The sequence below is a fragment of the Streptacidiphilus sp. MAP5-3 genome, from assembly GCF_041262505.1.
Lineage (GTDB): Bacteria > Actinomycetota > Actinomycetes > Streptomycetales > Streptomycetaceae > Streptacidiphilus.
Map to the genome: position 1 here is coordinate 114432 of NZ_JBGCCL010000013.1, position 19130 is coordinate 133561.

The window sequence follows — 19130 nt, forward strand, 5'->3', positions numbered from 1 at the left end:
CCAGATGACCGACGCTACGGACCCCACACCAGCCACCGGCGCCGAGCGGGTCACCCGCAAGGTGACCGTGCCCGACCTCTCCCTGGTCGTCCTTATCGGTGCCACCGGCTCCGGCAAGTCCTCCTTCGCCGCGAAGCACTTCCTGCCCACCCAGGTCGTCTCCTCGGACGCCTGCCGCGGCATGGTCTCCGACGACCCCAACGACCAGTCGGCGAGCAAGGAGGCCTTCGAGCTGCTCCACTACATCGTCGGCAAGCGCCTCGACGCCGGGCGGCTGACCGTCGTCGACGCGACCAACGTGCAGCAGGAGGCGCGGCGGCAGCTCGTCGAGCTGGCCCGCGCGCACGACGTGCTGCCGGTCGCCGTCGTTCTCGACGTGCCGCAGCAGCTCTGCGCCGAGCGCAACTCCCGTAAGCCGGACCGTGCTCACTTCCCGCCGCACGTGCTCCAGCGCCACCAGCGCGACCTGCGCCGTTCGCTCCGCCACCTGGAGCGCGAGGGCTTCCGCAAGGTGCACGTGCTGCGCTCGGAGGCAGAGGTCGACGCCGTCCGGATCGTGCTGGAGAAGCGCTACAACGACCTGCGGCACCTCACCGGACCGTTCGACATCGTCGGCGACATCCACGGCTGCCGCTCCGAGCTGGTCACCCTCCTCGGCCGACTCGGGTACGAGGTCCTGCGTGACGCCGAGGGGCGCGCGGTCGACGCCGTGCACCCGCAGGGCCGCACCGCCGTCTTCGTCGGTGACCTGGTCGACCGCGGCCCGGACACCCCCGGCGTGCTGCGCCTGGTGATGGGCATGGTCGCGGCCGGGCACGCGCTCTGCGTCCCGGGCAACCACGAGAACAAGCTGGGCCGAGCGCTGTCCGGCCGCAAGGTGACGGTCAGTCACGGGCTGCAGGAGTCGCTGGACCAGCTGGCCGCCGAGCCGCCGGAGTTCGTGCAGCGGGTACGCGACTTCATCGGCGACCTGATCAGCCACTACCTGCTGGACGACGGCCGGCTGGTGGTCTGCCACGCCGGTCTGCCGGAGAAGTACCACGGCCGTACCAGCGGCCGGGTGCGCTCGCACGCGCTCTACGGGGACACGACCGGCGAGACCGACGAGTACGGGCTGCCGGTGCGCTACCCGTGGGCGGAGGAATACCGGGGCCGGGCCCTGGTCGTCTACGGCCACACCCCCACGCCCGTGGCGAACTTCCTCAACAACACCATCTGCCTGGACACCGGCTGCGTCTTCGGCGGGACGATGACCGCGCTGCGCTACCCGGAGCGGGAGCTGGTCGAGGTCCCGGCCGAGCAGGTCTGGTACGAGCCGGTGCGTCCGCTGGCGACCGACGCGCCGGGCGGGCGTGAGGGGCGTCCGCTCGCGATCGAGGACGTCGCGGGCAAGCGGATCGTGGAGACCCGCCACCACGGACGGGTCGCCGTCCGCGAGGAGAACGCGGCGGCGGCGCTGGAGGTGATGAGCCGGTTCGCGATCGATCCGCGCCTGCTCGCCTACCTGCCGCCGACCATGGCCCCGGTCGCGACCTCGCAGCGCGAGGACTGGCTGGAGTACCCGGACGAGGCCTTCGCCGCGTACCGGGCTGACGGTGTGCGGCACCTGGTGTGCGAGGAGAAGCACATGGGTTCGCGCGCGGTCGTCATGGTCTGCCGGGACACCCCTGACGGTGACAGGGAAGTTTCGGCAGGCGAGAAGCGGTTCGGCGTGCCGACCGGCGGACAGGTCTGGACCCGCACCGGGCGTGCCTTCCTCGACGACCCGGCGCTGAACGACGCTGTGCTGACGCGGCTGCGTGCCGCCGCCGAGGCGGCCGGGCTCTTCGCCGAGCTGAAGAGCGACTGGCTGCTGCTCGATGCCGAGTTGATGCCCTGGTCGCTCAAGTCGACCGGCCTGCTGCGCCGTCAGTACGCGGCGGTCGGCGCGGCGTCGGGCGCGGCGTTGGCGGCGGCACGGGCGGCGCTCGACGCGACGGCCGCACTCGGCGTGGACGTCCGAGAGCTGTCGGAGCGTCAGGCCGCACGCGCGGCGGACGCGTCCGCGTTCACCGACGCCTACCGCCGCTACTGCTGGACGGTGGAGGGGATCGACGCGATCCGGCTCGCGCCGTTCCAACTGCTCGCGGCGGAGGGCGCCAACCTGGCTGTGCGCCCGCACGACCAGCACCTCGACTGGATCGACCGGATGATCGCCGCGGACGACACCGGCCTACTGCACGGCACGCGCCGCCTGCTCGTCGACACCGCCGACGCGGACTCCTGCGCGGCGGGCGCGGCCTGGTGGGAGGAGCTGACCGCGCGCGGCGGCGAGGGCATGGTGGTCAAGCCGCTTGCCTCGCTGGTCCGTACCGAGAGCGGTCGGCTGGTCCAGCCGGGCGTCAAGGTCCGTGGGCGCGAGTACCTGCGGATCATCTACGGCCCCGACTACACCCGTCCCGAGCACCTGGGCCGGCTGCGGGCCCGCGCCCTGGGCCACAAGCGCTCGCTCGCGCTGCGCGAGTACGCCCTGGGCCTGGAGGCGCTGGACCGGCTGGCCGAGGGCGAGCCGCTGTGGCGGGTGCACGAGTCGGTCTTCGCCGTCCTCGCGCTGGAGTCGGAGCCGGTCGACCCCCGGCTCTGAGCGGCGCGACAGAGACCGCGACAGAGACAAGGAATGTGCACATGACCTACCGCATCGACCGCGTCCAGCCGGCGGACTGGGAGCGCGTCCGCGACATCCGGCTGCGGATGACCAAGGACACGCCCATGGCGTACATCGAGACGCACGAGACCGCGCTGACCCTGGGCGAGGACAAGTGGCGCTTCCGGGCCGGGCGCAGCACCCAGCCGGGCAACACCGGCTACGCGGCGGTGGTCGCGGCGACGGGGGAGTGGGTGGGCACCATGAACTCCTACCTCCCCGTCGCCGATCCCGGTGAGCTGCCGCCCTACGGCGTCTGGGTCGACCCGGCCCACCGCGGTCGGGCGCCCGGGGTGACCGACGCGCTGCTGGACGCCTGCCTGGCCTGGGCACGGGACGAGGCCGGGGTGCCCGAGATGCGGCTCCACGTGCACGAGGCCAACCCGCGTGCCCGGTGCTACTACGAGCGCCGGGGCTTCACGTTGACCGGGGACACCATGCCGTACTCGCGCGATCCGAGCTTCGCCGAACTGGAGATGAAGCTTGGGTTGAGGAGCTCGGGCTGAGGGTTGAAGAGCTCGGACTGAAGCACGCACAACCGAGCCAACTCATGCATAATCATTCGGCTCGTCGTATATGCTTCCTGGGTAGCGTCCCCGTACAAGCTCTGGAGCCCGGCATGGCCTTCAACCTGCGCAACCGGCACTTCCTCAAGGAGCTGGACTTCACCGCCGAGGAGTTCCGCTTCCTGCTCGACCTGTCGGCCCAGCTCAAGGCGGCCAAGTACGCGGGGACGGAGCAGCCGCGGCTGCGCGGGAAGAACGTCGCGCTGATCTTCGAGAAGTCCTCGACCCGCACCCGCTGCGCCTTCGAGGTGGCCGCTGCCGACCAGGGTGCCAACGCCGTCTACCTCGACCCCAGCGGCTCCCACCTGGGAGCGAAGGAGTCGGTCAAGGACAGTGCCCGGGTGCTCGGCCGGATGTTCGACGGGATCGAGTACCGAGGCCACGGTCAGGAGATCGTCGAGGAGTTGGCTGCCTACTCGGGCGTCCCGGTCTGGAACGGTCTGACCGACGAGTGGCACCCGACCCAGATGCTGGCCGACATGCTCACCATCCGGGAGCACTGCGACAAGCCGCTCGGCGAGGTGGCCCTCGCCTACCTCGGCGACGCGCGCAACAACATGGGCAACTCGCTGCTGGTCACCGGTGCGCTGCTGGGCATGAACATCCGCATCGTCGCGCCCAGGCAGCTCTGGCCGACCGACGAGGTCCAGGCCGAGGCCCGCCGCCTGGCCGACGACAGCGGCGCGCGGATCACCCTCACCGACGACGTGGCCGCCGGCGTGGCCGGGGCGGACTTCCTCTACACCGACGTCTGGGTCTCCATGGGCGAGCCCAAGGAGGTCTGGGCCGAGCGGATCGCACTGCTGACGCCCTATCAGGTCTCCATGGACACCATCCGCGCCACCGGCAACCCGGACGCCAAGTTCCTCCACTGCCTCCCTGCCTTCCACGACCTCGGCACGGCGGTCGGCCGCGAGATGCACGCGGCCACGGGCATGTCCGAACTCGAGTGCACGGACGAGCTGTTCGAGTCCAAGCACGCCATCGTCTTCGACCAGGCGGAGAACCGCCTGCACACCATCAAGGCCGTGATGGTCGCCACGCTGGGCGACTGATTCGTCCCTGATTCGTCCGGAGCCGTCCTGGTCCGTCCTGGCCCGTCTCCTCCCCCCCCCCGGGCCTCAGCCGAGCGCCTGCTGCGCCCGCGTGCCCAGCAGGCGGATCTGCTCGACCAGCGCCGGGGGCGACTCGACCCGGAACGGCAGGTCGAGCATGAGCAGGCGGACGGCCGTCCAGTCGAGGCGGTCGGCGTCCAAGCGCCAGCGGGAGCGGCCGTCGCCCAGGTCCTCGACCTCGCCCAGCGGACCGAGCCGGTTGCGCAACGCCTCGGCCGGGGCGTCCACGAGCACCACCGCGCTCGCCCCCTGGTGAAGATCGCGCAGCTTCTGTTTGACGAACGCCGCCGCGTCGGACGCCGGGAGCTCGCGCGGGGTCGCGCGGGCGCCGGTCGCCTGCGGCGCGTCCAGGCGGTCGACGCGGAACATCCGCCAGTCGTCGCGCTCCAGGTCCCAGGCGACCAGGTACCAGCGGCGCCCGGTGGCGACCAGGCGCTGCGGCTCGACGTGCCGTCGTGTCTCCGTGCGGTCCGCGGCGCGGTAGGCGAAGCGGACCCGCTCGTGGTTGCTGATCGCGCCCGCCAGCACCGTCAGCACGGACGGCTCGACGCGCGGGCCGCCGCCCGTCATCGTCACCACCGCCGACCCCAACGCCCCGACCCGGTAGCGCAGTCGTGACGGCAGCACCTGCTCCAGCTTGGTCAGGGCGCGCAGCGACGCGTCCTCGATCCCGCCCACGGCGCTCCCGGCCGCCGCGCGTAGGCCGACGGCGATCGCGACCGCCTCCTCGTCGTCCAGCAGCAAGGGCGGCAACGCCTTTCCGGCCACCAGCCGGTACCCGCCCACCGCGCCGAGCGTCGCCTCGACGGGGTACCCGAGCTCACGCAGCCGGTCGACGTCCCGCCGGATGGTCCGGGTCGTCACCTGGAGCCGCTCGGCGAGCTCGCTGCCGGGCCACTCCCGGGGCGTCTGCAGCAGGGAGAGGAGGTTCAACAGCCGTGCGGAGGTGTCCATCATGCTTTCCAGATTCGGCGTCCACTAGGACAAGACCTGTCCTATATCGCTCCTAGCGTAGGTCCCGTCAACGAGAGAGCGGCGGGAGAGCCCGATGAGTAGTAGTACGGACCGCAGGCGGTGGCTCGCATTGGCTGTCGTGATGACGGCCAGCTTCATGGACCTGGTGGATGCGACGATCGTCAACGTCGCGATTCCGAGCATCGAACGGGACACGGGTGCGGGCTTCAGCGCGATCCAGTGGATCACCGCGGGCTATGCCCTCGCCTTCGCGGTCGGGCTGATCACCGGCGGGCGGCTCGGCGACATCTACGGGCGCAAGCGGGTCTTCCTGCTGGGCACGGCCGGCTTCACCGCCGCGTCGCTGCTCTGCGGGCTCGCGGTCAACCCGGAGATGCTGGTCGCGACGCGGATGCTGCAGGGCGTCACGGCGGCGCTGATGGTGCCTCAGGTGCTGTCGATCATCCACGCGACGTTCACCGGCGAGGAGCGCGGCAAGGTCTTCGGAATGTTCGGCGCGATCATCGGCCTGGCGGCCGTCACCGGACCGCTGCTGGGCGCAGTGCTGACGCAGGGGAACCTGTTCGGGCTGGAGTGGCGGCCGATCTTCCTGATCAACCTGCCCTTCGGGATAGCCGGGTTGGTGCTGGGCCGCCGGTTCATCGACGAGTCCAAGGCCCCGCAGGCGCTGCGGCTGGACCTGGTCGGCGTGGCGCTGGCGACGGTCGGATTGCTGCTCGTGGTCTACCCGCTGGTCCAGGGACGTGAGCTGGGCTGGCCGGTCTGGGGCTACCTGCTGATGGCGGGCGGGGTGGCAGTGCTCGGCGGCTTCGTCCGCTACGAGCGGCGCAAGACCGCCAAGGACGGCTCGCCGCTGGTCGAGCTGACGCTCTTCCGAGCCAAGAGCTTTGCGGCCGGGGTCGGCGTGCAGTTGGTCTTCGGTGCGGCGTGCGGCATCTTCTTCCTGGTCTGGACCCTCTACATGCAGATCGGCCTCGGCTGGAGCCCGCTGCACGCCGGGCTGACCGGCCTGCCGTTCACGGTCGCGTGCTCGGCCACGGCGGGACTCTCGGTCCAGTTGCTGGTGCCCCGCGTCGGCAGTCGCCGGGTGCTGCAGGGCGGCGCGCTGATCACGGCGACGGGCGTACTGCTCTACATCGGCGAGGCCTACCGCTACGGCCACGCGGTCCACTCCTGGCAGATGGCCCTCCCGCTGCTGGTGATGGGCGCCGGGATGGGCATGATCTTCTCCCCGCTGACGGACGCTGTCCTCTCCGAGGTCCCGCGCGAACACGCGGGCTCCGCGTCCGGCCTGATCAACACCACCAACCAGCTCGGCAACGCCTTCGGCCTGGCCCTGACCTCGGTCGCCTTCACCGGCACCACCGTCGTCCACGCCTTCGGCCACGCGATGCTCTGGATGGTCGGCGCGCTGGCCGTCGTCACCCTCCTGATCACCGCCCTCCCCAAGCGCTCCACGCACGCGCCGGACGCGGCTGGTGCGGAGGCGACGAGCGACGCCGCGGAGGATGCGAACGCGCCGGTGCTGATCGGCTGAGGCGGTACCTGCCGGGCGCCGGGGTCACGCGACTCCGGTGCCTTGCGGCGCTAGCGTTGCCGCCGTGCCGATGCAGTGGATCAGCGTGTATGAACTGGACTGCTTTCCAGGCCGCCGCTGCCGAGCCGCAACCGCTGTGGGCCACCTGAACCAATCGTTCGGCCCTTGGTTTCGCACCATTCCACGGCGTGTACTAGGGTGGTATCTCGACATCAAGATATCTGCCGCTACACTCGACCCTGATCGCGTGAGCAGCGCGCTCGGAACCACCCGCGCCTCGTCAACGCCGCCGCGCATCCGTGCTTGTCGATAGACCCAGAACACAGGGAGAAGTCGTGTCCGCGAACAGCTTCGACGCCCGCAGCGCGCTGCAGGTGGGCGACGAGTCGTACGAGATCTTCAAGCTCGACAAGGTCGAGGGCGCCGCGCGCCTTCCCTACAGCCTGAAGGTCCTGCTGGAGAACCTGCTCCGCACCGAGGACGGCGCGAACATCACCGCCGACCACATCCGGGCGCTCGCCGGCTGGGACCCGTCCGCGGAGCCCAGCGAGGAGATCCAGTTCACCCCCGCCCGTGTGATCATGCAGGACTTCACCGGCGTGCCCTGTGTCGTCGACCTCGCCACCATGCGTGAGGCCGTCAAGGAGCTCGGCGGCGACCCGTCCCGGATCAACCCGCTGGCCCCCGCCGAGATGGTCATCGACCACTCGGTCATCGCCGACAAGTTCGGCACCAAGGACGCGTTCACCCAGAACGTCGAGATCGAGTACGGCCGCAACAAGGAGCGCTACCAGTTCCTGCGCTGGGGTCAGGGCGCGTTCGACGAGTTCAAGGTCGTCCCGCCGGGCACCGGCATCGTGCACCAGGTCAACATCGAGTACCTGGCCCGCACCGTCATGGTCCGCAACGGCCAGGCCTACCCCGACACCTGTGTCGGCACCGACTCGCACACCACCATGGTCAACGGCCTGGGCGTGCTGGGCTGGGGCGTCGGCGGCATCGAGGCCGAGGCGGCCATGCTGGGCCAGCCGGTCTCCATGCTGATCCCGCGCGTGGTCGGCTTCAAGCTCACCGGCGCGCTGCCGGACGGCGCCACCGCCACCGACCTGGTGCTGACCATCACCGAGATGCTGCGCAAGCACGGCGTCGTCGGCAAGTTCGTCGAGTTCTACGGTGACGGTGTCGGCGCCGTGCCGCTGGCCAACCGCGCCACCCTCGGCAACATGTCGCCGGAGTTCGGCTCGACCTGCGCGATCTTCCCGATCGACGGCGAGACCATCAACTACCTGCGCCTGACCGGCCGCAGTGAGCAGCAGCTGGCGCTGGTCGAGGCCTACGCCAAGACGCAGGGCCTCTGGCACGACCCGGCGCAGGAGCCGGTCTACTCCGAGTACCTGGAGCTGGACCTGGCCACCGTCGTTCCGTCGATCGCCGGCCCGAAGCGCCCGCAGGACCGCGTGGTCCTGGCCGAGGCCGCCACCAAGTTCCGCTCCGCCGTGCGTGACTACATCTCCACCTCGGACGAGTCGGGCGAGGAGTCCTTCCCGGCCTCCGACTCCCCGGCCTCTTCCAACGGCATCCACAACCCCTCTCCGGTCACCGCCCCCGACGGCACGACCTACGAGATCGACAACGGCGCGGTCGTGATCGCCTCGATCACCTCCTGCACCAACACCTCCAACCCCTCGGTCATGCTGGGCGCCGCCCTGCTGGCCAAGAAGGCCGTGGAGAAGGGCCTGACCGTCAAGCCGTGGGTCAAGACCACGCTGGCGCCGGGCTCCAAGGTCGTCATGGACTACTACGAGAAGGCCGGTCTCCTCCCGTACATGGAGAAGCTGGGCTTCAACCTGGTCGGCTACGGCTGCGTGACCTGCATCGGCAACTCGGGCCCGCTGCCCGAGGAGGTCTCGAAGACCGTCAACGAGCACGACCTGGCCGTCGTCTCGGTCCTCTCCGGCAACCGCAACTTCGAGGGCCGGATCAACCCCGACGTCAAGATGAACTACCTGGCCTCGCCGCCGCTGGTGGTCGCCTACGCCATCGCGGGCAACATGAACGTCGACATCACGCGTGACGCGCTGGGCGCCGACGCCGACGGCAACCCGGTCTACCTGCACGACATCTGGCCGACCGAGCAGGAGGTCGCGGACGTCGTCGCGAGCTCGATCGACCAGGCCATGTTCACCAAGGACTACGCGGACGTCTTCGCGGGCGACCACCGCTGGCAGTCCCTGCAGGTGCCGACCGGCAACACCTTCGAGTGGGACGCCGAGTCCACCTACGTCCGCAAGCCCCCGTACTTCGAGGGCATGGCGCACGAGCCGGCTCCGGTCACCGACATCTCCGGTGCCCGCGTCCTGGCCAAGCTGGGCGACTCGGTCACCACCGACCACATCTCCCCGGCCGGCAACATCAAGGACGGCACCCCGGCCGCCGAGTACCTCAAGGCCCACGGCGTCGAGAAGCGTGACTTCAACTCCTACGGCTCGCGCCGTGGCAACCACGAGGTCATGATCCGCGGCACCTTCGCCAACATCCGTCTGCGCAACCAGATCGCGCCGGGTACCGAGGGTGGCTACACCCGCGACTTCACGCAGGTTGACGGCCCGGTGTCGTTCATCTACGACGCCTCGCAGAACTACCAGAACGCCGGCACCCCGCTGGTCGTCCTGGCCGGCAAGGAGTACGGCTCCGGCTCGTCCCGCGACTGGGCGGCCAAGGGCACCGCGCTGCTCGGCGTCAAGGCCGTCATCGCCGAGTCCTACGAGCGCATCCACCGCTCCAACCTGATCGGCATGGGCGTCCTGCCGCTGCAGTTCCCGGAGGGCCAGACGGCCGACTCCCTCGGCCTGACCGGCGAGGAGACCTTCTCCTTCGCGGGCGTGACCGAGCTGAACGAGGGCCGCACCCCGAAGACCGTCAAGGTCACCACGGACAGCGGCGTCTCCTTCGACGCCAAGGTCCGGATCGACACCCCCGGCGAGGCGGACTACTACCGCAACGGTGGCATCCTGCAGTACGTGCTGCGCTCGCTGATCAAGTAATCACGCGCTGCTGCTCCGAGCGGCCCCGCTCCCTTCCGGGGGAGCGGGGCCGCTCTGCGTTTTCCTGGTTCTCCGACAGGCCGTTGACGACAGGCCATTGACGGATATAACCCTGCCTGTAACCCTAGATGGGGTTAGAGATGAGGGACTCTCCGTCGGAGGTATGCCATGCCCAAGATCAACGTCTATCTGCCCGACGAGCTCGCCGCCGCCGTGAAGGCCGCCGAGATCCCCGTGTCGGCTGTCTGCCAGAAGGCGCTGGCTGACGCCGTGCAGGTGGTGACGGTCGCGCGCAAGGGGATCGCGGCGCTGCGCAACCCGGACTTCGACCCCGACGCCCGGCCGGAGTTCGCCACCCGGCTGGCCAACCGGATGACCGACCGCCTGCGCAGGTCCATCGAGCTCGGCCGCGAGGCCGCGGCCGGGCAGCCGGTGGGCACCGGGTCGCTGCTGGTCGGCGTGATCGACGAGCACGACAACCTTGCGGTGCGACTGCTCCAAGCCCTCGACGAGGACGTCGACGAACTGCGCGAGGCGGCGCTGACGAGCACCGTGGCGGAGCCGATGCCGACGGCCGCACCGACCGCGCCCACCGCGCCGACCGATGGCAGCGAGGGCGGCTTCTGGTCGGGGCTGACCCTGTCGGCCCGAAGCGCGATCGGCGCGGCGCTGGAAGCGTCGATCGACCTCGGGCACAACTACATCGGTTGCGAGCACCTGCTGTTGGGGCTGCTTGCCGACCCTGGGAGCGGGGCGGGTCGGGTGCTTCAGCAGGCGGGCCTCGACGCGGCGGGGGTCCGCAGGTCGATCAGCTCGGCGCTCGCGGGCTTCGCCCAGTCGCGCGCGTCGGCGGCCTCGGCCGCTTCGGCGACGACGGCGGTTCTCGACAAGCTGGTCCAGCGGCTGGACGCGATCGAACGCCGACTGGGCAATGCCGGTCTCTGACCGCTCCGGCTGAGCCGGGTGCGGCGTGCCCGGCTCAGTCCCCGTTCGGTGGACGGAACGTCAGCCGTTCCAGACCTTCATCGAGTTGACGCTGTCGTTCCACTGGTCGCCGACGTAGGACACGTCGCCGCGGCGGTTGCCGCTGCCGTAGCCGTTCTGACCGCTCTCGGTCCAGATGGCCGAGAGGTTGCAGCTGTTGTAGACGCGGTACGAGGAGATCCCGTTGACCAGGCCGTTCGCCCCGCTGGTGTCGTTGAAGGTGTAGCCGGAGGAGTCGCAGGGGCCGCTGGCGCCGTAGATGCTGGTCTGGAGGCCGCCGAAGTTGGCGTCCTCCCAGAAGGTGACCAGCAGCGTGTTGCCGGAGCGGACGGCCCGGAGCGCCTTCGCGTCCGGGCTCTCGGCGCACACGGTCTTGATGATGTGGGAGCGGTGCCCGGCGGAACCCGCCTTGCTCACAACCACCGCGCAACTGCGGTGCGAGACGTGGGTGATGGCACTTGCGGGGGAGAACGCGCTGGTCGTCGCCGTGACGAACGCGAGGGCGGCGGAGAGCCGAAGGGTGTGCTTCAGAGCCGTGCGGGACTTTGCCGTGCGGGACATTGAAGTCATGGGATTCCTCTGCTCGATGCTACGTATCCATCCGTATACGCACAGTAGTCGGCCTTGAGCATGCCCGGTCACATTGCGCACGTGGGCGCGTCGTATTCGAAAATATGTTCCTATACTGGAGGAGTGAACACCTCCCCTGTCCCTCCCGGCTGGCCAGAACGCGTCCAGCCACCCGGCAGTCCCGGCTGGGAGGAATCCGCCAGGAGGTGGCTTTTACGACCAGGCCCCCGGGGAGTGGCGGCGGTACCACGTGCTCTACAAGCACCCGCTGATGCTCGCCCGCGACGTGCGCTACCTCGCCGAAGGCTCGCTGCAGGCCGCGAGGTCCGCGTACTCGCGCGCGCGGGTGGAGCTCGCCGACCACTTCGAGCCGCATGCCATCGAGGAGCGGTTGCGCGCGTATGCCGAGGAGGGCGCTCGGCTCAACCTTCTGGTGCGCCAGGTGCAGTCGGTCGAGGACGCCCTCTCGGGGGTGCGCTGGGTGCCCCGTCTGTGAGTGGTGATTTCTCTTGTTCTCTCACGCGGCCGGTGGTACCCATCTCGCATAGCTGAGCTGACTATCCGTCAGTTTGCGGTGCTCGGAAGGGACCAGGCCAGTGACCGTCACCACGCTGCGCTTCAACCAGGTCGCCCCCGGCCTGGACCGCAAGGACGTTGCCGCCCGCTACCGCGCCACCGTCGAGATGGCCGTCCATGCGGAGGCGCACGGCTTCGACCTGATCACGCTGGAGGAGCACCACGGTGTCGACGACGGCTGGAGCCCCGCGCCCATCACGACGGCGGCGGCGATCGCGGGGGCGACCAGCCGGATCCCGATGATGCTCTGCGCGCTGATCACCCCGCTCTACGACCCGCTGCGGCTGGCCGAGGAGCTCACCGTGCTGGACCATCTCGGCGACGGGCGGGTCACCACCGTCGCGGGGATCGGCTACCGGCCGGCCGAGTACGCGCTGATGGGCGTCGAGTGGAAGGAGCGCGGCCGGATCCAGGACGAGGTGCTGGAGACGCTGCTTGCGGCCTGGTCCGGCGAGGAGTTCGAGCACCGGGGCCGCAGGGTGCGGCTCACGCCGCCGCCGTTGACCGCGCCGCACCCGCCGCTGATCGTCGGCGGCTCCTCCAAGGCGGCCGTCCGCCGCGCGGTGCGCCTGCGGCTGCCGCTCTTCACGGCCGCCCACCTGCCCGAACTGGTCGAGTACTACGACGCGTTGGCCGCTGGCGCCGGCTGGGACGGCGGCTTCGTGCTGCTGCCGCCGGAACGCACGCGGATGCTCCACTGCACCGACGACCCGGACCGCGCCTGGGCCCGCTACGGCGAGCACTTCCTCCACGAGGCCCGGACGTACGCGTCCTGGCAGACGGCGGACATCCGCTCGGCGGTCTCCACCAAGGCGCTGACGGTGGATCAACTCCGGGCCGAGGGCGTGTACTGCTGCCTGACGCCCGAGCAGTGTGTCGCGGCTGCGGCGGAGGAAGGGGCGATGGGGACGCTGATGCTGCATCCGCTGTGCGGGGGCATGCCGGTCGAGGCGGGGTGGGAGAGCCTCCGGCTCTTCACGGACGAAGTGATGCCGCAGATCAGGTAGTTGCACTACGCAGTGGTACTGAGCAGGGGCAGTTGCACTACGCGGGGGCGCGCGCAACGCCCCTTGTGCCCAGGGCTGCTCAGTCCGTCGACGCGAGGTAGCCCCGCAAGAGGCGCTTGCACTCCGCGATCAGCACCGGGTCGCCTTCGGGATCGCTGCGGAACGCCAGCCGGAGGACCGCGTCCGCGCACTCCAGTGCGACGTGGAGCGAGACCCTCGCGGCCGCTCGGTCCGCGCCGCCGATCAGGTCGCCGAGGAGGAGCCAGAGGCGGTCCGCGACGGCGGCGTTGTTCTCCAGGACCGCGTCGAGCAGGTGGACGCTCTGGCTGTCCTCGCGGCCGACCGCGCCGAAGTCCACTACGCCGAAACCGGGGACGGCGCGGTGCATGGCGACGTACTCCTCGACCGCGAGGTCGACCAGGGTGGCGATGTCGGAGGGCCGCTCGGCCTCCATTCGCCGGGTGAGACGGTCCATGAAGTGTTCGAGATTGCGCTCCGCCAGCGCGCCCAGCAGCCCGTCGACGCCGGGGAAGAACTGGTACAGCGTCCCGATCGGGACCTCCGCGCGGCGGGCGACCTCCTTGGTGGTCAGCGCGGTGTAGCCGACCTCGTCGAGCAGCCGTGCGGTGGCGTCCAGGATCCGGTCGAAGCGTTCCTGGCTGCGCCGTTGCACGGGCCGACGGCGGACGATGCCTGCGGAGGACGCGGGAACGTGCATGGCCTCACTCTGCCTGATCGAGTGTACGCTTGGCGAGTCTCTAATATGAGTGTTTCTCATGTTCTTGCGTCTCCATGTTCCCGCCTGTGCTCGCTCGTGAGGGTGTGATCCGCATGTCGCCGACCCCGCCGACTTCCCAGGAGCCGAGGTTCCCCGCCTCCTTCGTCTGGGGTGCCTCGACCGCCGCGTACCAGATCGAGGGCGCCGCCGAGGAGGACGGAAAGGGCCGGTCGATCTGGGACGCCTTCGTCCGCCGACCGGGCGCGGTGCGCGACGGGCACACGGGCGACATCGCCTGCGACCACTACCACCGGTTTCCCGAGGATGTCGCGCTGATGCGGCAGTTGGGGCTGGACGCCTACCGCTTCTCGCTCTCCTGGCCGCGCGTGCTGCCCGCGGGTGAGGGGAAGGTCGAGCCGCGCGGGCTCGACTTCTACGACCGCCTCGTCGACGCCCTGCTCGAAGCGGGCGTCACGCCGACGCCCACCCTCTTCCACTGGGACCTCCCGCAGGCACTGGAGGACGGCGGCGGCTGGCTCGCCCGTGACACCGCGTACCGCTTCGGCGAGTACGCGGCGGTCGTCGCGGAACGGCTGGGCGACCGCGTCCGGCGGTGGATCACGCTGAATGAGCCCTTCGTGCACATGGCTTTCGGCTACGCCTTCGGCGTCCACGCTCCCGGGCGGGCGCTGCTGCTCGACGCGGTGCCGGTGGCGCACCACCAACTGCTCGGCCACGGCCTCGCGGTCGCCGCGCTGCGTGCGGCGGTGCCGGGTGCCGAGGTGCTGATCGCCAACAACTGCAGCCCGGTGCGCACGGCAGGCCGGGCCGAGGACCTCGCGGCGGCGGAGGTGTACGACGCGCTGCACAACCGGCTCTTCAACGACCCGCTGCTGCTGGGGCGTTACCCGGACCTGTCGGCGTTCGGGGTGGACGGTCCGAGCTGGGGCGGCGTGGTCAGGGACGGCGACATGGAGATCGTCGGCGCGCCGCTGGACGGGCTGGGGATCAACTACTACAACCCCACCTGGATCAGCGCTCCCAGCGAGGGCGCGGGTCTGCCCTTCGACCTGGTGGAGCCGCAGGAGGCCTACGAGCGCACCGCGTTCGACTGGCCGGTCGTGCCGGACGGGCTGACCGAGCTGCTGGTGGGACTGAAGCAGCGCTACGGCGCGGCACTCCCGCCGGTCTGGATCACCGAGAACGGCTGCTCCCAGCCCGCCGGGCCGGACGACCCGGCGCGCATCGCCTACCTGGCCGGGCACATCGCGGCGGTACGCGACGCGATGGACCAAGGGGTGGACGTGCGCGGCTACTTCACCTGGTCGCTGCTGGACAACTTCGAGTGGGCGGAGGGCTACCACCAGCGCTTCGGCCTGGTCGAGGTCGACTTCGACTCCCCGGAGCGGACCCGCACGCCGCGGGCGAGCTTCGACTGGTACCGGGCCTTCATCGCCGCGCAGCGACAGGCCGCGTCGCCGCGCTGACCAGTGTCGGGGCTCGTTCCGCGTGCGCGGCGCGAGTAGGGTGCGGCCATGGACCTCTCGTGGGACTTGCTGCGCCCCGTGATGCGTGTTCCCTACGTCCCGACTCTCGGCCCGATCCACCCGGATGCGCTCGGCCCGGACCTGCTCGCCGACGTGTTGGCGGTCGCTGGAACCGGGCGGTTCCTGCCGTACGACAAGGACCATCGTTGGTCGGGGGTGAAGGACGAGCGCATCATGCCGCAGGACGTCGAGCACGGCCCGGATCGGACGGTGATCCCGACGATCAGCCCCTGGGGACGCGGGATGGTGAAGGTGCACTACTTCGGCACTGACCCTGCGCCCGTGGCGGAGTTGCTGCAGTTTGCACGGAAGTTGGCCGCCCGCGAGGACGTCGACAGGGCGCGCGCGATCTGGTTCCGGCCCGACCGGCCCGACCAGCCGGAGCAGGTCGACCGGCCCGACCAGGCCGACCGGCCGGAGCGGCAGTCCGGCGTCGCCGTGACCCGCGTGCAGCTCAAGACCTTCCGCCCCGGCGAGAACGAGCCGGTCGACGGTGTCGAGGATCTGCGGCACCTGCCCGAGCAGGTCCGGGCCCGCTTCGCGGTGTTCGCCGAGCAGATGGCTGCGGACGGCTTCGCGTTCCTGTGGCGCCGGTTCCAGGCCGACGCCCAGACCGGACCCGTTCTGACGATCGTGTCCGGTGGACGGATCGTCGGGGCGATCGGACCGATGGAGACGATGAAGGACCCGGCCGGGCGCGTCCGTCTGCTGCCGCAGTACTTCGGTGTCCTGCCCGAGCAGCGCGGCCACGGCCACGGGCGCAGGCTGTGGCGCGCCGCGATGCACTGGGGGCAGTCCAGCGGCGCCGACTACCAGTTGCTGCTCACCCGACTCGGCGGCGCCTCCGACGCGCTGTGCCAGGCCGAGGGCCTCGACACGCTCGGCTTCGTCCACACCGCGAGTGCCTGACGGGCCGGCGGTGGCAAGAATGTGAGGACGCGACCCCTGTTCAAAGGGCTCTCCCGGTCCTAGACTCCGGCGAAAAACATGAGTCATGCTCATGAATGGGCTCATGAATTTCGTCGAGGAGTCGCCATGAAGCAAGCCGTGGAGCAGTCCGCGACTCCTTTCCCGGATGTCTTCGCCGAACCCGACGAGCGCGTGCGGGCGGGCTGGACCGGGGGACTGTCGCTCGCCACGCTCGCTGTCTTCATGGCGTTCATGACCCCGATCCAGATCCTGCTGCCGCTCCAGCTCGAACACATCGACCTGCACGGCAAGGACACCGCGCTCTCCGTCGTCACCGGCGTCGGCGCGCTCGTCGCGGTGCTCGCCAACCCGCTCGCCGGGGCGCTCTCGGACCGGACGACCAGCAGGTTCGGCCGGCGGCGGCCGTGGATCCTGGGCGGGGCCGTGGCGGGGGCCGTCGGGCTGGTGGTGACCGCCGCGCAGCACAGTCTGCTCGGGGTGACGCTCGGGTGGTGCGTCGCGCAGGCCGGGCTGAACGCGATGCTGGCCGGGGTGACCACCCCGATCGCGGACCGGGTGCCGGTCGCGCAGCGGGCGGAGGTCAGCGGCTGGACCGGGATCATGCAGTCGCTCGGGCTGGTGCTGGGCGCGCTGATCACCACGCTGCTGGTGACGGGGATCTGGTCCGGCTACGGCACGTTGGCGCTGCTGACCGTCGTGCTCGCGCTGCCGTTCGTGCTGCGCCACGGCGAGCCGGTGCTGCCGCGTGCGCTGCGGCCAGCCTGGGACGCCCGCGTGATCGCGCGGACGCTGTGGGTCAGCCCGCGCCGGTACCCGGACTTCGGCTGGGCCTGGCTGACCCGGTTCCTGATCAACCTGGGCAACGCGCTCGGCACCCTCTACCTGCTCTACTACCTCACCGACTCGGTGCACTACGCCGATCCGGGAACGGGCGTGCTGATCCTCACCGTGATCTACACCGTCTGCGCCGCGCTGACCGCGATCCCGGTCGGCGTGCTCTCGGACCGGCGCGGTCGGCGCAAGGGGCTGGTGCTGCTGTCGGCGGCGATCATGGCCGTGGCCGCGGTGATCCTGGCCCTGCTGCACAGCTGGGCGGCCGCCATGGTCGCCGCCGCCGTGCTGGGCGCGGGGTTCGGCGTCTACCTCGCGGTGGACCAGGCGCTGGTCACCCAGGTGCTGCCGCAGGCGCAGGACCGGGCCAAGGACCTCGGCGTGATCAACATCGCCAACTCCGGCCCGCAGGTCCTCGCCCCGGCCCTCGCGGCACCGGTCATCGCCCATGCCGGCGGCTACACCGGGCTCTACCTGGCGACGGCCCTGGTCACCGTGGCCGGCGGCCTCCTGGTCCGCCGGATCCGGGGCGTGGCCTGACGCCGCGCACCGCCTGAAGTCAGGCCCTGCCTTCGCCCGCCCCGGACCGCCTTCAGTCCGGGGTGGGCGCGTTTCAGCAACATTTAGGGCATCTCTTTCCCTTCACTCTTGACATGAGTTCACCCTGTTGGCTCTGCTTGAAGTTCAGAAGTTGTATTCAAGGCCGAATTCAAGGCCACGCAGAGGGCTCCGCCGCAAGGACGCGGCGCGGGCGGCGAGGATGGAACGCTCATGTCCGTGGAAACGCCGGGATCCCAGTCGTCGCTGCACCGGGCGAACCTGGAGCGCGTGCTCCGGGCGGTCCGGATGGCCGGCTCGCTGACCCAGGCCGAGATCGCGCGCAGCACCGGGCTGTCCGCCGCGACCGTGTCCAACATCGTCCGCGAGCTCAGCGAAGCCGGGACGGTCGTGGTCACGCCCACCTCCTCCGGTGGCCGGCGGGCCCGCAGCGTCTCGCTCAGCGCGGACGCGGGGATCGTCGTCGGCGTCGACTTCGGCCACTCCCACCTGCGGGTGGCCATCGGCAACCTGGCCCACCGGGTGCTCGCCGAGGAGAGCGAGCCGCTGGACACGGACGCCTCCGCCGAGCAGGGCTTCGGCCGCACCGAGCAGCTGGTCGCCCGGCTGCTGGAGCAGACCGGCTTCGCCCCGGAGAAGGTGATCGGTGTCGGCCTCGGCGTGCCCGGACCGATCGACGTGGAGACCGGCGCCCTCGGCTCGACCTCGATCCTGCCCGGTTGGAGCGGCATCTCCCCGGCCAAGGAGCTCTCCGCCCGGCTCGGCATGGCGGTCCGCGTCGACAACGACGCCAACCTGGGCGCGCTCGGCGAGCTGGTGTGGGGTGCTGGTCGCGGGCTGTCGGACCTCGCCTACATCAAGGTGGCCAGCGGCGTCGGCGCGGGCCTGGTGATCGCCGGTCAGATCTACCGCGGCCCCGGCGGCACGGCGGGCGAGATCGGGCACATCACCCTGGACGAGGCCGGACCGGTCTGTCGCTGCGGCAACCGCGGCTGCCTGGAGACGTTCGTCGGCGCCCGGCACATCCTCGGCCTGCTCCAGCAGAGCCACGGTCAGGACCTGAGCATCCCGAAGGTGGTCGAGCTGGCCCAGCGCGGTGACCTGGGCTGCCGTCGCGTGCTGGCCGACGCCGGACGCCAGATCGGCAGCGGCGTGGCGACCATGTGCAACCTGCTCAACCCGCGCCGGGTGATCCTCGGCGGCGACCTGGCCGAGGCCGGCGACCTGGTGCTGGACCCGATCCGCGAGTCGGTGGCGCGCTACGCGATCCCGAGCGCCGCGCGGCAGCTCTCCGTGGTGCCCGGCACGCTCGGCGGCCGGGCCGAGGTCCTTGGAGCCTTGGCGTTGGTGATGTCGGAAATGAGCGATTCCAACGCATTGCCGATGGGCTGAGGTTCGGCTTACAGGGGCTTGGTTACCCCTGTGTCTTCAGGAAGATAACGAAAGGGTTCGGATTCAACAGAGTGCGGTTTTACTTATTGACGCCATC

Annotated in this window: 15 protein-coding genes; 12 read left to right on the forward strand and 3 right to left on the reverse strand. The window is 70.5% G+C overall.

All coding sequences use genetic code 11. From position 1 onward, the window contains the following. Positions 1-4: 4 nt before the first annotated feature. From ABH928_RS20605 to argF, 3 genes are all read left to right on the forward strand, one after another. On the forward strand, positions 5-2623 hold the full coding sequence (locus tag ABH928_RS20605) for a polynucleotide kinase-phosphatase (RefSeq protein WP_370068526.1): 2619 nt from the start codon (positions 5-7) through the stop codon (positions 2621-2623). A gap of 41 nt (positions 2624-2664) precedes the next feature. Beyond that, positions 2665-3189, forward strand: a complete 525-nt coding sequence (locus tag ABH928_RS20610; RefSeq protein WP_370068528.1) for a GNAT family N-acetyltransferase — start codon at positions 2665-2667, stop codon at positions 3187-3189. 113 nt (positions 3190-3302) lie between these two features. After that, positions 3303-4304 carry an ornithine carbamoyltransferase gene (gene argF, locus ABH928_RS20615; protein ID WP_370068530.1) on the forward strand — a complete coding sequence of 334 codons (1002 nt, stop codon included), beginning with the start codon at positions 3303-3305 and terminating at the stop codon, positions 4302-4304. Between the two features lie 66 nt (positions 4305-4370). Here argF and ABH928_RS20620 read toward each other — a convergent pair whose 3' ends face one another. Beyond that, a complete protein-coding gene (locus ABH928_RS20620) occupies positions 4371-5321 on the reverse strand; it encodes a helix-turn-helix transcriptional regulator (RefSeq protein ID WP_370068532.1) in 951 nt (316 codons plus the stop codon). A 91-nt stretch (positions 5322-5412) separates the two neighbouring features. Here ABH928_RS20620 and ABH928_RS20625 point away from each other — a divergent pair, with 91 nt between their 5' ends. The 3 genes from ABH928_RS20625 (at position 5413) to ABH928_RS20635 (ending at position 10865) form a co-directional block, all read left to right on the forward strand. After that, positions 5413-6876 (forward strand): MFS transporter, encoded by a 1464-nt coding sequence (locus ABH928_RS20625; RefSeq protein ID WP_370068534.1) that lies wholly within the window; start codon positions 5413-5415, stop codon positions 6874-6876. 335 nt (positions 6877-7211) lie between these two features. Next, entirely contained in the window at positions 7212-9920 is a 2709-nt protein-coding gene (gene acnA, locus ABH928_RS20630; RefSeq protein WP_370068536.1) for an aconitate hydratase AcnA, read from the forward strand. A 168-nt stretch (positions 9921-10088) separates the two neighbouring features. Further along, a complete protein-coding gene (locus ABH928_RS20635; protein ID WP_370068539.1) occupies positions 10089-10865 on the forward strand; it encodes a Clp protease N-terminal domain-containing protein in 777 nt (258 codons plus the stop codon). Positions 10866-10925: 60 nt separating this feature from the next. On the opposite strand, the gene ABH928_RS20640 is transcribed toward ABH928_RS20635, so the two are convergent. Next, positions 10926-11465: a hypothetical protein gene (locus ABH928_RS20640; protein ID WP_370068541.1), complete on the reverse strand. Its 540-nt coding sequence runs from the start codon at positions 11463-11465 to the stop codon at positions 10926-10928. Between the two features lie 259 nt (positions 11466-11724). On the opposite strand from ABH928_RS20640, the gene ABH928_RS20645 reads away from it, so the two are divergent. Together ABH928_RS20645 and ABH928_RS20650 are read left to right on the forward strand one after the other, a co-directional pair. Next, positions 11725-11970 (forward strand): hypothetical protein, encoded by a 246-nt coding sequence (locus ABH928_RS20645; protein ID WP_370068543.1) that lies wholly within the window; start codon positions 11725-11727, stop codon positions 11968-11970. Positions 11971-12070: 100 nt separating this feature from the next. Beyond that, on the forward strand, positions 12071-13057 hold the full coding sequence (locus ABH928_RS20650; protein ID WP_370068545.1) for an LLM class flavin-dependent oxidoreductase: 987 nt from the start codon (positions 12071-12073) through the stop codon (positions 13055-13057). Between the two features lie 79 nt (positions 13058-13136). Here the strand turns inward: ABH928_RS20650 and ABH928_RS20655 are convergent, their stop codons facing one another. Further along, positions 13137-13775, reverse strand: coding sequence for a TetR/AcrR family transcriptional regulator (locus ABH928_RS20655; RefSeq protein ID WP_370068547.1), 639 nt, complete (start codon positions 13773-13775; stop codon positions 13137-13139). A gap of 113 nt (positions 13776-13888) precedes the next feature. Between ABH928_RS20655 and ABH928_RS20660 the strand changes: the two genes are divergently transcribed. From ABH928_RS20660 to ABH928_RS20675, 4 genes are all read left to right on the forward strand, one after another. Further along, a complete protein-coding gene (locus ABH928_RS20660; RefSeq protein WP_370068549.1) occupies positions 13889-15262 on the forward strand; it encodes a GH1 family beta-glucosidase in 1374 nt (457 codons plus the stop codon). Between the two features lie 48 nt (positions 15263-15310). Continuing rightward, entirely contained in the window at positions 15311-16231 is a 921-nt protein-coding gene (locus ABH928_RS20665) for a GNAT family N-acetyltransferase (protein WP_370068551.1), read from the forward strand. A gap of 126 nt (positions 16232-16357) precedes the next feature. Then, entirely contained in the window at positions 16358-17623 is a 1266-nt protein-coding gene (locus ABH928_RS20670; protein WP_370068553.1) for an MFS transporter, read from the forward strand. Between the two features lie 237 nt (positions 17624-17860). Then, positions 17861-19033, forward strand: a complete 1173-nt coding sequence (locus ABH928_RS20675) for an ROK family protein (RefSeq protein ID WP_370068682.1) — start codon at positions 17861-17863, stop codon at positions 19031-19033. The last annotated feature ends 97 nt before the right edge of the window (positions 19034-19130 follow it).

Coding starts and splice junctions, on each gene's coding strand:
- ABH928_RS20665 (WP_370068551.1), top strand. CDS start 15,311: ATGGACCTCTCGTGGGACTTGCTGCGCCCCGTGATGCGTGTTCCCTAC.
- ABH928_RS20660 (WP_370068549.1), top strand. CDS start 13,889: ATGTCGCCGACCCCGCCGACTTCCCAGGAGCCGAGGTTCCCCGCCTCC.
- ABH928_RS20620 (WP_370068532.1), bottom strand. CDS start 5,321: ATGATGGACACCTCCGCACGGCTGTTGAACCTCCTCTCCCTGCTGCAG.
- ABH928_RS20625 (WP_370068534.1), top strand. CDS start 5,413: ATGAGTAGTAGTACGGACCGCAGGCGGTGGCTCGCATTGGCTGTCGTG.
- ABH928_RS20640 (WP_370068541.1), bottom strand. CDS start 11,465: ATGTCCCGCACGGCAAAGTCCCGCACGGCTCTGAAGCACACCCTTCGG.
- ABH928_RS20655 (WP_370068547.1), bottom strand. CDS start 13,775: ATGCACGTTCCCGCGTCCTCCGCAGGCATCGTCCGCCGTCGGCCCGTG.
- ABH928_RS20610 (WP_370068528.1), top strand. CDS start 2,665: ATGACCTACCGCATCGACCGCGTCCAGCCGGCGGACTGGGAGCGCGTC.
- ABH928_RS20670 (WP_370068553.1), top strand. CDS start 16,358: ATGAAGCAAGCCGTGGAGCAGTCCGCGACTCCTTTCCCGGATGTCTTC.
- ABH928_RS20635 (WP_370068539.1), top strand. CDS start 10,089: ATGCCCAAGATCAACGTCTATCTGCCCGACGAGCTCGCCGCCGCCGTG.
- argF (WP_370068530.1), top strand. CDS start 3,303: ATGGCCTTCAACCTGCGCAACCGGCACTTCCTCAAGGAGCTGGACTTC.
- ABH928_RS20605 (WP_370068526.1), top strand. CDS start 5: ATGACCGACGCTACGGACCCCACACCAGCCACCGGCGCCGAGCGGGTC.